16 protein-coding genes are annotated in these 12,689 nt (G+C 38.0%); 9 read left to right on the top strand and 7 right to left on the bottom strand.

All coding sequences use genetic code 11. From position 1 onward, the window contains the following. Positions 1 to 305: 305 nt before the first annotated feature. The 9 genes from QM857_RS06985 (at position 306) to QM857_RS06945 (ending at position 5,772) form a co-directional block, all read left to right on the top strand. Positions 306 to 902, top strand: a complete 597-nt coding sequence (locus QM857_RS06985) for a DUF3796 domain-containing protein (RefSeq protein WP_178894813.1) — start codon at positions 306 to 308, stop codon at positions 900 to 902. Positions 903 to 904: 2 nt separating this feature from the next. Then, complete coding sequence (locus QM857_RS06980; RefSeq protein ID WP_178894812.1) at positions 905 to 1,129, top strand: helix-turn-helix transcriptional regulator; 225 nt, start codon at positions 905 to 907, stop codon at positions 1,127 to 1,129. A gap of 198 nt (positions 1,130 to 1,327) precedes the next feature. Beyond that, the gene (locus tag QM857_RS06975) at positions 1,328 to 1,537 is read left to right on the top strand and encodes a hypothetical protein (protein ID WP_259274724.1); all 210 of its coding nucleotides are present in this window, start codon (positions 1,328 to 1,330) and stop codon (positions 1,535 to 1,537) included. 112 nt (positions 1,538 to 1,649) lie between these two features. Next, complete coding sequence (locus QM857_RS06970; protein ID WP_049494601.1) at positions 1,650 to 2,393, top strand: DeoR/GlpR family DNA-binding transcription regulator; 744 nt, start codon at positions 1,650 to 1,652, stop codon at positions 2,391 to 2,393. A 13-nt stretch (positions 2,394 to 2,406) separates the two neighbouring features. After that, positions 2,407 to 3,225 (top strand): HAD family hydrolase, encoded by an 819-nt coding sequence (locus tag QM857_RS06965; protein ID WP_178894811.1) that lies wholly within the window; start codon positions 2,407 to 2,409, stop codon positions 3,223 to 3,225. Positions 3,226 to 3,290: 65 nt separating this feature from the next. Next, positions 3,291 to 4,097 carry a peptidylprolyl isomerase gene (locus QM857_RS06960; RefSeq protein WP_004253053.1) on the top strand — a complete coding sequence of 269 codons (807 nt, stop codon included), beginning with the start codon at positions 3,291 to 3,293 and terminating at the stop codon, positions 4,095 to 4,097. Positions 4,098 to 4,124: 27 nt separating this feature from the next. Continuing rightward, positions 4,125 to 4,364 (top strand): zinc-ribbon domain-containing protein, encoded by a 240-nt coding sequence (locus QM857_RS06955; protein WP_414275495.1) that lies wholly within the window; start codon positions 4,125 to 4,127, stop codon positions 4,362 to 4,364. Positions 4,365 to 4,474: 110 nt separating this feature from the next. Next, positions 4,475 to 5,167, top strand: coding sequence for a hypothetical protein (locus QM857_RS06950; protein ID WP_414275494.1), 693 nt, complete (start codon positions 4,475 to 4,477; stop codon positions 5,165 to 5,167). Beyond that, a complete protein-coding gene (locus QM857_RS06945) occupies positions 5,164 to 5,772 on the top strand; it encodes a hypothetical protein (RefSeq protein WP_414275493.1) in 609 nt (202 codons plus the stop codon). Before QM857_RS06950 ends, QM857_RS06945 begins: the two co-directional genes overlap by 4 nt. A 114-nt stretch (positions 5,773 to 5,886) precedes the next feature. On the opposite strand, the gene QM857_RS06940 is transcribed toward QM857_RS06945, so the two are convergent. The 7 genes from QM857_RS06940 to QM857_RS06910 all read right to left on the bottom strand — a co-directional run bounded on the left by QM857_RS06940 (position 5,887) and on the right by QM857_RS06910 (position 12,687). Continuing rightward, entirely contained in the window at positions 5,887 to 7,428 is a 1,542-nt protein-coding gene (locus QM857_RS06940; protein ID WP_414275492.1) for an ABC-F family ATP-binding cassette domain-containing protein, read from the bottom strand. Then, positions 7,409 to 7,903: a VanZ family protein gene (locus QM857_RS06935; RefSeq protein WP_414275491.1), complete on the bottom strand. Its 495-nt coding sequence runs from the start codon at positions 7,901 to 7,903 to the stop codon at positions 7,409 to 7,411. Before QM857_RS06935 ends, QM857_RS06940 begins: the two co-directional genes overlap by 20 nt. Position 7,904: 1 nt before the next feature. Further along, positions 7,905 to 8,990 (bottom strand): 23S rRNA (adenine(2503)-C(2))-methyltransferase RlmN, encoded by a 1,086-nt coding sequence (gene rlmN / locus QM857_RS06930; protein WP_006153426.1) that lies wholly within the window; start codon positions 8,988 to 8,990, stop codon positions 7,905 to 7,907. Positions 8,991 to 9,006: 16 nt separating this feature from the next. Beyond that, positions 9,007 to 9,540 (bottom strand): YutD family protein, encoded by a 534-nt coding sequence (locus tag QM857_RS06925; protein ID WP_195184238.1) that lies wholly within the window; start codon positions 9,538 to 9,540, stop codon positions 9,007 to 9,009. Between the two features lie 164 nt (positions 9,541 to 9,704). Further along, complete coding sequence (gla, locus tag QM857_RS06920) at positions 9,705 to 10,610, bottom strand: aquaglyceroporin Gla (protein WP_195184239.1); 906 nt, start codon at positions 10,608 to 10,610, stop codon at positions 9,705 to 9,707. A 157-nt stretch (positions 10,611 to 10,767) separates the two neighbouring features. Continuing rightward, the gene (locus QM857_RS06915; RefSeq protein ID WP_414275490.1) at positions 10,768 to 11,934 is read right to left on the bottom strand and encodes an ATP-grasp domain-containing protein; all 1,167 of its coding nucleotides are present in this window, start codon (positions 11,932 to 11,934) and stop codon (positions 10,768 to 10,770) included. A gap of 12 nt (positions 11,935 to 11,946) precedes the next feature. Continuing rightward, complete coding sequence (locus QM857_RS06910; RefSeq protein ID WP_414275489.1) at positions 11,947 to 12,687, bottom strand: esterase family protein; 741 nt, start codon at positions 12,685 to 12,687, stop codon at positions 11,947 to 11,949. Positions 12,688 to 12,689 lie beyond the last annotated feature (2 nt).

Here is a 12,689-nt window from a genome sequence, read left to right as displayed (position 1 = left end):
CTACAAAGCTTTTTCTGATAGACTTTATAACAGCCTAATAAAAAAGTAGAGTTTCATACAGTATCTAGATTTTCCAAATATTCTTTATCATCAAATATTATTAACAAAACTATCCAAACCAAATCCGATGCATTGTTTCAAAGAATTCTTTAGTTGTTTGACTAGCAAGGTCTTTAATTAAAAAATTTTTTCAAATAATTGCCACATTGACACATAAAATTCTTGCTTTCTAAATTTAAGTGTGATATATTTATAACATAACATTTAAATGTTATATATTTATAACACAAAAAAAGGAGTCTATCATGAAAAAAAGTCAAAAAATGCGTGGCCTCATTGCAATGATTGCCGTAGCTCTCTTTATTGATTTTATTGTTTTATTTGGTTCTAATCTTAATTGGGAACCCAAGTTAGTTATTGTTGGTATTTCAGTGTCAGGTCAAATTATAGCTATTTGGAGCTGGCTACATATGAAACCACGGCCTCATAAGAGTCAGAAAGATAAGGGGAAGATTATTTTTGACTTGTCTGCAAAGCTTTACTCGATACTTATTTTTGCAGCTAGCATTTTTTATACAGTAGGGATTTGGCTTGCGACCCCAAGCGTAAGTTCTGGTATTAAAGAATGGATTTTGGGAATTGGCCTCGTTATTGAAGTGATTGTATTTGGTTTTTTCTGTTTGAAAAATGTCAAGGAAACTCCGGACGAACGCTTTTATGCTAATTTAGCCAAGGCAGCTAGCTTGATGTTTGTTTTTATACTAGGCGCACTGATGATCCTAGCAGTTATCATTGGGTATATGGGGTCTCTCACTCTTTACATGGGCCAAATATTTATTAGCATAGCTGCCTTAATTTGCATCTTTGCGGTTGTCTATGTTATCTTAGAACGTAGAGGATAAGCATGGCCAAAGAAAGCAATATTATTACTAATCTCAAATCAATTCGTGAGTCCACAGGCATGACCCAGCAGGAGTTAGCCGACCTTATCGGCATGCGACGCGAGACAATTCTGCACTTGGAAAATAACCGTTACAATCCTTCACTGGAAATGGCTCTTAAAATTGCTCAAGTTTTTAATCTGAAAGTAGAAGACCTCTTTGAACTCAGACAGAAAGAGGAAGCATAATTCTTTTCGAGACCTAGTATTAAATTCATTGATTCATTAGGAATTGAAGCCGAAAGAAAAATCCTTAGAAAATATACTCTTTTAAAATATAGTAATTCTTATGGCATTGATATCCCAAAACATTTAGATACGCTTGTTGAAAAAGAATATGCTATTATCGAAACCGCCTTTGACTCGCTTTACCATCTAAATGCTACTATGAAAAAGAGTATCCTTAAAAAGAAGGGTGTTACTGGACTCTCCAAGATGAAGGCCACCGAATTGAATCAAGCACTTCATGATCATTTTTCAGAAGAAGAATTAGCTAACCGCTTCTCTATCCGTTGCTATAAACTAACTCCCAAAGGAGAACAGGCACTCAAGGATCATCAAGTAATCATTGACCGCCATCCTAAAAAGAATCTTTAATCAACCAATACTGGTTGATTTTTTTGTAATTTTTTAAAATACTTACAAATCATTACAATTATTGACAAATACTTATAAAAAGAGTATAGTATTAAAAAAAGGAGGAATTCCTATGTACCAAGCACAAAGATTAGAAGAAATCATAAAACTTTTAGAAGATAGAGGAAGTCTATCGGCAAGAGAAATGGTTGACTATTTCCAAGTATCCAAGGATACTATCCGGAGAGATTTTTCCATTCTTGCAAAGGAAAAGCGAGCGCAACGAACTCACGGAGGTTTGTTGCCAATAAAAAAACAAGTAATTCTTGGTTTTCAAGGTCGAGCAGAACAGTCTTCTAAAGAAAAAGCGAAAATTGCTCATTTAGCTACCCAACTCATTTCCGATTCACAACTGATATTCTTTGATGTTTCAACCACTATACTTGAGTTAGCAAAAATTATAGATAAAAAAGTTACTATTTTCAGTCATTCATTAGATAACGCACTTATCTTAGGAAATAATGAAAATGTCGATTTTCATATTCTCGGTGGAAAATTTCATAGACAGAATCGTTTTTATTATTCACTAGAAGAATCCAATACTTTAGAGGGAATTAGATTTGATGTAGCATTTTTTGGCGCTGCTAGTCTTTCAGACGGGCAAGTTAGCTTTGAGGATCAAGAAGATGTTCTCATGAAAAAAAGAGCATTTAAAACAAGTGCTATTCGTGTTTTGCTAGCTGAAACAGGAAAGATAAACAAACACTCTCATTTTATACTTTCTGAACTAGCTGATTTTGATTACTGGATTACAGATAAAGAGCCTGATGTAGAAATACAAGAATCTTTAGATGGTAGAACAACGATCCTCTTTTAAAAAGGAGCAAAATATGTCAAGAATTAAATTAATTATGAGTGATATTGACGGCACTATTCTGGATAAAAATCACCAATTAGATTCTCATTTGATAGAACTGATGCCACTTTTAAAACAATGTAATATTCCTTTTGTTCTAGCTTCTGCTAGATCTCCTCTCGGTATAGCTCCAATTTCTAAAGAACTTGGCATCACCGACTTTCCTATTGCCTGCTATAATGGAGCACTCATCAGTTTAGGAGATAAAATCCTAAGTCAGTATTCTATTGATAAAAGCGAATTGCTCTTACTTCATGACTTTTTGAAAAAAGAATTCCCGACAGTTTCTATAAATGTTTATTCTGGAAAAGATTGGCTTGTGAATACTATTGATGAATGGGTAGAAATCGAAGCAACTATTACTGGAGAAAGTCCAAAAGTTACATCTTTAGCAGATTTTATAAGAGACGAGAAAACTCTTGTTCATAAACTTTTGCTGATAGATAATACGGATACCATACAGAAACTTCAAAAAACCTTATCCTCAATAGATTTCCCTCAAACCGACTTCTATCTCTCTAAAGATAACTATCTAGAAGTTACACATAATCAAGTATCCAAAAAACAAGCTCTGTTAGAATTAGCAAATTACTATCAACTTCCCCTTACCTCAATTATGACTCTCGGTGACAATTATAATGATATTCCCATGATTGAAACCGCAGGGCTAGGTATAGCCATGGGGAATGCTCCTAGAGATGTCAAAACTTGTGCAAAAGCAGTTACTGACTCTAATGAACAAAATGGAGTAAGTAAAGCTATAAAGTTACATGTGTTAGATAAATATTCTTAATTGAAAATTTGAAATCCCCTTTCTTTTACGGTACAATAGTAAAAATGATTTTTGAAAGGACTAATATGAAAAAATTAGCTACACTACTACTCATTTCAACTTTTGCTCTTGGTGGATGCACAAGCATCCAACGTGCACTTCGTGGTGATGATTACGTGGATTCTAAAATTGCTGCTGAAGAGAGTTCGAAAGCTGCTGCCCAAGCAGAAAAAGATTTGAAAGACGCCTTAACAAACGAAAATGCTAACTTCCCTCAACTTTCTAAGGAAGTAGCTGAAGATGAGGCTGAAGCTATCCTTCACACAAGTCAAGGTGATATTCGTATCAAACTCTTTCCTAAGTTAGCTCCACTTGCGGTCGAAAACTTCCTTACTCATGCTAAAGAAGGTTACTACAATGGTGTGACTTTCCACCGTGTAATTGACGGCTTTATGGTACAAACTGGGGATCCTAAGGGAGATGGAACAGGTGGTGAATCTATCTGGCATGATAAGGATAAAACCAAGGACAAGGGAACAGGTTTCAAAAACGAAATTTCTCCATATCTCTATAATATCCGTGGTTCTCTATCTATGGCCAATACTGGTCAACCAAATTCAAATGGTAGCCAATTCTTCATTAACCAAAGTACAACAGACTATTCATCTAAACTTCCTACAAGTAGCTATCCTAAGAAAATTATCGAAGCCTACAAAGAAGGTGGAAATCCAACTCTTGATGGGAAACACCCCGTCTTTGGACAAGTGATCGATGGGATGGACGTAGTCGATAAAATCGCCAAGGCTGAAAAAGACGAAAAAGACAAACCAACTACTGCTATCACTATCGATAGTATCGAAATTGTTAAAGACTACGATTTCAGTAAACAATAACATCATTAATTATAAGGAGATGTAAAAATGATTCTATTTTGGGGGTCAAAAGGTTACCAAAAAGTGTTGGGACATACACAGACTACTATCGAATGTGGCCATTGTAACAATGTTGATACTTGGGAAATTACGGAATATGGACGTAAGTTTACACTTTATTGGATTCCACTCTTTCCTTATGGTAAAACTTATTTCGTTTCTTGTCCGATTTGTCACTACGGTAAAGAAATTCAAAAATCTGAGATTGATCAATATCTCAACTATTAAAAAAGATAGGTCATAGGGCCTATCTTTTTTATGAACGCTTCCATGTAAACGCTCTTTTTCTTCTCCAGTTATGCTATAATACAGTTAACCGTAACAAAGGAGGTTTACCTATGAAACCTTATAAAATAAACCTATTCCGGCTTGGTTTACTCTTGCCAACATATTTAATCTTTAATGTCGTTTATTCGATTACTTATGATTCTGGAGGTTTTGCTTTTATAATCTTGTGGCCAGCTTTTTTCGCATCATATGCAGGAATGGTGCTAGGAAATATTTTTATGTTTAGAGATATCTCAAAATTAAAAACTTCCTTTGAAGATAATGAGTTGATCCAAAAGACTTCTACTATACAGTTAGTCTTAGCTACAATTGGATTTTTCATGCAAATAATCGGTTTTAAGGGTGCTCCACTTAATTACATTGATAATTATCCACTACTAGTTAGCGCTAGTATTGTGTACTCTATCATTCTCCTTATCGGTATTTATCAGACGATCAAGTTAGGGCAAGGGAAAGATACTTTGGCCATACTTGGTTTTATCTTTGGAGTTACGGTAATTTTTTATACTAACCTAACACTGCTTACAACCTCTTTCTCTCCCTCTTCGCCAGCCAATACATACTCTACTCCCAATTTTGCTGAAGAATTTCAATCACTTGGACTAAAGGGTAAAGTTGAGTTAACTGATAAACATAGAGAGATTGAAGCATTTAATGGAACAGTCTACGAGCTAACATATACCGAAAATTTATCGGATGGAACTATTTTAAAAAATATACTGACGCAAAAATTCATAAAATGAATGGAGAACACTTATCAAATTTCTATCTTCCTTCAGGAACAGATCTCGAAACACTTCTTAACGACGAAGAAAAAAAACTGTTTAAAACTGTCAAACAAGACGAGTTTGACTTCTTACTATATGTACACCAAGAGAGACCGAATCTTCAACAAGAAGAAGATAGTATCAAAAATGCTACTGCTGATAAAATAAATAAGCTTTTTGATACACCAGAAAAAATTGCTTCTAGTTTTGAATTTAGAAAATACCCTATAGAAAACTACTATGTTGCAATGATTAAGCAGGCTGTCAGCAATCGAGAAAAAGGGGATTCTGACGCAGCTGGCTTTTATAATATTACAACAAAAGATCTCATGAAAAACAAAGGTCTTACTCTCGATTTTGATTGTGACCTTTCGAATATAAAGGCAGAAAATGCTAGTCCTGTGGATGCCTTTAAGGAAAAAATCTTATCTTTACCAAAAAATTCATTTTCCGATGGAATCTATAACATCACTTGTTCCTATGATGAAAATGGAATAAAAAAGAAAGTTACTTGCCCATTTGTTGTTGAAGATGGTGTGGGACACTTTGAAGAGGATGAACTCGAAGAAGCTAAAAGCTAAACAGAATACGACTTAAACCTTGTATGAATATATAAAATCTTATGAAAACTCACATAGTCTTTTAGCTATCCATCAAAAAAGCCAAGTCAAATAGACTTGGCTTTTTGATGACTTTTATGTTAGCTCATTGAAATCCCATATTTGGTCCATCCAACCTTCATAGAAATCTGGTTCGTGGCAAACCATTAGGATAGAACCCTTATACTCTTTCAGAGCTCGTTTAAGTTCATCCTTGGCATGCACATCCAAGTGGTTGGTTGGCTCGTCAAGAACAAGGACATTGTTCTCACGGTTCATCAAGAGACAGAAACGCACCTTGGCTTGCTCTCCACCTGACAAGACTTGAATCTGACTTTCAATGTGTTTAGTCGTCAAACCACAGCGGGCAAGAGCTGCACGGACTTCTGCTTGATTGAGCGCCGGAAAGGCATTCCAAACTGCTTCCAGTGGTGTCTGGCGATTGCCACCCTCCACTTCCTGTTCAAAGTAGCCGAGTTCTAGATAGTCCCCACGTTCAACCTCCCCAGCAATTGGAGGAATAATCCCCAAAAGAGACTTCAAGAGGGTTGTTTTCCCGATACCGTTAGCACCAATGATGGCAACCTTTTGATTGCGCTCAAAGGTAAGATTTAATGGTTTAGTAAGGGGACGGTCATACCCAATCTGCAAGTCCTTGGCTTGGAAGATAAAGCGTCCAGGTGTACGAGCCGTTTTGAATTCAAAGGATGGCTTTGGTTTCTCACTTTGAAGTTCGATGATATCCATCTTGTCCAATTTTTTCTGACGAGACATGGCCATGTTACGAGTTGCAACACGTGCTTTGTTTCGAGCCACAAAGTCCTTGAGATCCGCAATTTCTTTCTGTTGACGCTCATAGGCTGCTTCCAGTTGCGATTTCTTCATGGCATAGACTTCTTGGAACTGGTAGTAATCGCCTGAATAGCGTGTCAACTGTTGATTTTCTACATGATAGACGATATTGATCACATCATTTAGGAAAGGAATATCATGCGAAATAAGAACAAAGGCATTCTCATAGTTTTGGAGATAGCGCTTGAGCCAGTCAATATGTTCGGCATCGAGATAGTTAGTAGGCTCGTCAAGCAGCAAGATATCTGGCTTTTCAAGAAGGAGTTTGGCTAAGAGAACCTTGGTTCTTTGTCCACCTGACAAGGCGGTTACGTCCGTATCCATACCATAATCCATGACACCAAGAGCACGCGCGACTTCGTCAATCTTAGCATCCAAGGTGTAAAAGTCACGGCTTTCCAAACGGTCCTGAAGTTCGCCAACTTCTTCCATCAGAGCTTCGATATCTGCACCTTCTTCTGCCATTTCCATGTAAAGGTCATTGATGCGAGCTTCGGCTTTGAATAATTCGTCAAAGGCAGTACGAAGAACATCACGTACGGTTTGACCTTCTTTGAGCACAGCATGCTGGTCCAGGTAACCTGCTGTCACGTATTTAGACCATTCCACCTTACCTTCATCAGGTAGCATTTTACCAGTCACGATGCTCATAAAGGTTGATTTCCCCTCACCATTGGCACCGACTAAGCCGATGTGTTCACCCTTGAGGAGACGGAAAGACACGTCTTCAAAAATCGCACGGTCTCCAAAACCGTGACTCAAATTCTTAACTTCTAAGATACTCATTCTTATTCCTTATCTTGTTTCTATGTAGTAGTTTATAAAGGACCCAAGCCAGGTAGCCACCCAAAGTATTGGTCCATAAATCATCAATCTCAAATACCCGGTTAAAATCAAAGAAAAAGTCTAAAACTAGTTGTGTACACTCGATGCTCAAGCTCAATAAAAAGCTAAACAAAATTACTTTCTTCGTTTTTCTTAGAGCAGGTATAAGATAGAGAAGCTGGAAAATTAATGGGAAAAGCAAGAGGATATTTAAGGCATTTTGTAAAAATATCCAAAACAGCTGTAAAAGACTGGTTACTTCTCCCAGTTTCCATAGGGAGTTAAAAGGGGTCAAAAGAAAAACCAGGCGTCCAAAAGTTTGAATACCTGGAGTTTCCACTCCTGTAGGAAGTTGAGGCTGGGGAGTAAAGCAAAAACAGACGATACAAAGACTGTATAGTACGACTCCCAAGCTTAATAATTTTTTTCGTTTCATCTTATGGATTTACTTCAGCTACTGCTTTTTGGCGATCACGTTTCATGGTATTTGAACGCAATTGTCCACATGCTGCATCGATATCAGTACCGTGTTCCTGACGAACAACACAGTTGATGCCTTTTTTCTTAAGGGTATCATAGAAAGCCATCACGCGCTCTTTGGGACTACGACTATATTGATCATGCTCACTAACTGGGTTGTAAGGAATCAAGTTGACATAAGACAATTTCTTGATATTTTTCAGCAATTCAGCCAACTCAAGTGCTTGTTCAACTCCATCATTCACTTCATTTAGCATGATATATTCAAAAGTTACGCGACGGTTAGTTGTTTCAATATAATACTCGATAGCAGCAAAGAGTTTTTCGATTGGAAAGGCACGGTTAATCTTCATAATACTTGAACGAAGTTCATTGTTTGGTGCATGAAGAGAAACAGCAAGGTTGACCTGCACACCTTCATTAGCAAACTCACGGATTTTGTGAGCCAAACCTGAAGTTGATACAGTAATATGGCGAGCACCGATAGCCATCCCCTTATCGTCATTGATGGTACGGATAAAGTTCAAAACGTTATTGTAGTTGTCAAATGGTTCTCCAATCCCCATAACAACGATATGGCTAACACGTTCATCTTGTCCACGTTCGTCAAAATATTTTTGAACCAACATAATCTGGGCAACGATTTCCCCGTTATTGAGGTCACGTTGCTTCTTGATCAAACCTGATGCACAGAAGGTACAACCGATATTGCATCCTACTTGAGTTGTTACACAGACTGACAAACCATAATGTTGACGCATTAGAACTGTCTCAATCAGCATCCCATCTGGCAATTCAAAGAGATACTTCACAGTACCATCGGCTGACTCTTGAACGATACGTTGTTTCAAGGGATTGACTACAAACTGCTCGTTGAGTTTGGCAATCAAATCCTTAGACAAGTTAGTCATTTCTTCAAATGTCTGAACACGTTTACGGTAAAGCCATTCCCAGATTTGATCCGCTCGGAATTTCTTTTCTCCTTGCTCTAAGACCCATTCTTGCATTCCTTGACGAGTTAAACTATAAATCGACGGTTTCATCTTTTCTCCTTATTTTCTAGTCTTTCTTACGGATGACGAAATGACGTTGTCCCTTTTCTTCATTCTGAGGTTTCTGTTCTTTACGGCGACGTCTATTTCTCTTGTCCGTATGATTTTTTTTCTTATTTTGAGAAGACTTTTTCCCTTTACGGTTGTCTTTCTCTTCTTCTTTCTTGCGCATTTTTTGGTCAAACGGTGCTCGTTTAGGAGTCTCATTTTCTAAGACAAAGTAGGCACATCCATAGCTACAATACTCGAGTAGGTAATCTTGTAAACGACTGATTTTCTCGAGAGACTCTTCAGCTCTCTCATTTTTGTAGAAACCACGTAAGCGTAGCTGCTCATTGCTCCAGTCTCCTACAATATAATCATACTTGTTTAAAACTTCCGAAAAGCGTTGAGTAAATGCCGTTGCATCAAAAGCATCCTTGCTATTTTCAACCAAAGTAAAGGTAAACCCTTCAGCTTCGACTTTATCACCAGATAGATGAAATTCAGGACCAGGGAATTTATTGTAATTATATAATTCAGGTGCAATTTCTTTACGCATAATATTCCTTTTTAACGTTTACTTAATACTCTATTTTACCATATTTTTGCCATATTTACATCTTTTGATTTAAAATGAAAAAAGTCTGACGATTTCACCCTTTAATTCTAAAAGACACAACTGTACAAAAAAGAAAAAACTGGGAATTCCCAGTTTTTTAATGATTACATGTAAAGTAATTTGAAGAGTGCTACTGCGGCAATACCAGCTGCAATCGGTGCAACTACTGGTACCCAAGCATACCACCATTTTGAATCACCCTTGTGTTCGCCAAGGATTGATTTTGGAAGTACTGCGTGAAGAAGACGTGGTCCAAAGTCACGAGCTGGGTTCAAACCTGGCCCTGTTGGTCCACCTAGTGAAGTAACCAAGGCCATTACAAGGAAACCAAGAGCCAAGTGTGCAACAGCAAGACCTGGTGACAAGAACGGAGCTACTTGAGTTTTTGCTTGTTCAAGAGCTGCAGTAACTTGTTCTTGAGGAATTGTTTGACCTTGAGCAGTCGCTTGTGCAACTTGATCATTAATCATTCCTTGAGCTTTAGAAAGCAATTCAGCACCAAAGAAGTTCTTTGTCATACCAAGTGCTGCAAAGAAAAGTACGAATGAACCAACGAACTCGTTGATAAAACCGTTAACTGAAGCTGCAAAGCGTGATTCTTTTGTTCCGTGGTCGATACTTGAAATTGTTGAGAAAGTTCCCAAGATGTTGTTTGGGTTTTCTGTCTTCAAGTAGTATGGACGGTGAGCTGCAACAACCAAGGCTTGTCCAAAGATTGCTCCCAAAACTTGAGCGATGATGTATTGAGCTACTTGTGACCAAGGGAAAAGTCCGCTAACAGCAAGACCAAGTGTGAAGGCTGGGTTGATGTGGTTACCAGAAACATTACCAAACATCAAGGCAGGGATCATAACCCCCATACCGTAACCAACAGCGATAACGAGCCAGCCACTTTGGTGACCTTTCGTACCTTTAAGTTCAACGTTGGCAACTGCACCATTACCCAAGATAATCAAGATTGCTGTTCCCAAAAATTCAGTGGCATATTTGACTGCCCATGTGAAATCCATTGATAGATTCTCCTTAATATTTTTTTGACAATCCCTATTCTATCAATTTTTAAGGCTTTTAGCAACAGATTTTCTAAAAGAATCCTATGGAAAACGCTTTTATTTAGGGCTTTAAAAAAAGACTTAACAAAGAGAGTTTGTTAAGTCCTGATTTCGATTATTCTTGACGCTGACCAAAGTCCTTAATCATCTGCTCCATTTCCTCACGACTTGGTGTCGTAAGCATATAGAGATAGTCTCCTTGCAATTCAGCAAAGGCTGCCGGCATGATTTTCTTGACCTTGAACTGCTGACCATATTTAGCGAGCAAGTCTTCTTCAGAATAAACATAGTTAGCATTGGCGCGACGGGATGTTGCCAAGCAATACTGGGTTTCAAACGGAGACTCTGGGAATGCTTCACCTGCAACGATAGCTGCATAACCCTTGTACAAATCCAAGGAATGCGCATAGTTATAGACGTCAATAGTGAAGCCACCCGCTGGACGGTTATTGTACTCAATGGCAATATAATCATCACCCTCACGGAAGAACTCGATATGGAAGAAACGTTCTTTCATACCAAATTCCTTGACAATAGCCTCACCATATTTACGCAATTTTGGATCCATATCTTTAAGAACATAATAAGAATTGTCCATCTTGTAAATCATGAGATCAAGCGGTGTATGTGCATAGTCAAAGGTAGTTGAAAAGACAATATTTCCATCTCTATCTACCAAACCATCGAAGGTACAGATTTCACTAGAGGTAACAAATTTTTCAAAGAAATAAACTGTTGAATGGTCCCATTCAGCCTTAAAGTGGTTTACATCATCTTCTGTTTCAAGTTTGAAGGTTGCAGCTGCACCTACTCCATTATCAGGTTTGGCAATCATGGGAAGACCGATTTCTTTCACAGCTTTGTCAACATCTGCTTCAGATTCAATGACAGCACCTGGAACGACTGGTACGCCCGCTTTTTTGAAGAGTTTTTTCATCTCAGACTTAAACTTGGTCTTCTTGAGGTCTTCTGGTTTGGCACCAAAGACATGAAACTGTTCACGAAGAGCAGCATCTAACTCAAGCCAGTATTCATTGTGTGATTCAATGCGGTCAATTGGTCCATGTTTATAGAAAAGAAAAGCTACTGCACGTTTAACTTCATCGATATTTTCAAGATCATCAACTCGGAAATACTCAGCCAGGCTATTTCGCAATGGTTCATCTAGTTGTTCGTAGGGTTCTTGCCCAATCCCTAGAACTGTGATTCCTTTATTGGCTAACTCAATACTAAATTGCTGAAAATTTTGTGGGTAATAGGGTGAAATTACAAGATAATTCATAAGCAACTCCTTTTATAGACTCATGTGACCAAGGAAATAAGGCATTTGTTTGCGCCACCATTCCCAGTCATGGGCAACATCGTGCCCCCATTCTGCAAACCAGGCAGGAATTTGTTTTTGGTCAAAGGCTTCTTTTAACTTGTAGTAAGAAGGCAGGCCATCCTGTTCCCAAGCACCTAAGCCAGTACAAATCACAATTTCAGCCTGACGGTAACGGTCAATAAACCAACCATCATTTTGATTCCAGATGTAGTCTACTGGTGAATTTTGATAGATAGCATCATCATTATAGTAGTCACCTACAAAAAAGCGTGCGTCATAGACACCACTAAGGGCAATTACCTTGGTAAAGACATCTGGATGCTGAAGGAAAAAGTTAAGTGCATGGTAAGCGCCCATTGAGCAACCTGTCGTCATCATACCGTCAAACCAGCCTGTCTTGTGCTTGATAAAAGGAATAGCTTCTTCAATCACATATCGTTCATAGGCACGGTGCATTTCAGCTTGGTCATGACCATTTTTCCAAGTAGCAAGCCAGCTCTCGCTATCGACACTTGAAAGGGTGAAGAACTGGACACGGCCTTCCTCGATAAAGGACGCACAAGCATCAATCATGCCAAAATCATAGTATTCATTGTGGCTACCACCTGAAGAAGGAAAGACTACAATAGGGATACCCGCATGTCCGTATCGATTGACATACATTTCACGATTAAGATGACCACTCCAGTGGCTAAGATGTTCAATATGCATAT

The organism is Streptococcus infantis (genome assembly GCF_047463315.1).
In the GTDB taxonomy this organism is placed as follows: domain Bacteria; phylum Bacillota; class Bacilli; order Lactobacillales; family Streptococcaceae; genus Streptococcus; species Streptococcus infantis_AB.
The sequence above is the reverse complement of the archived record's forward strand: the minus strand, read 5'-3'. Positions and strand labels throughout refer to the sequence as shown.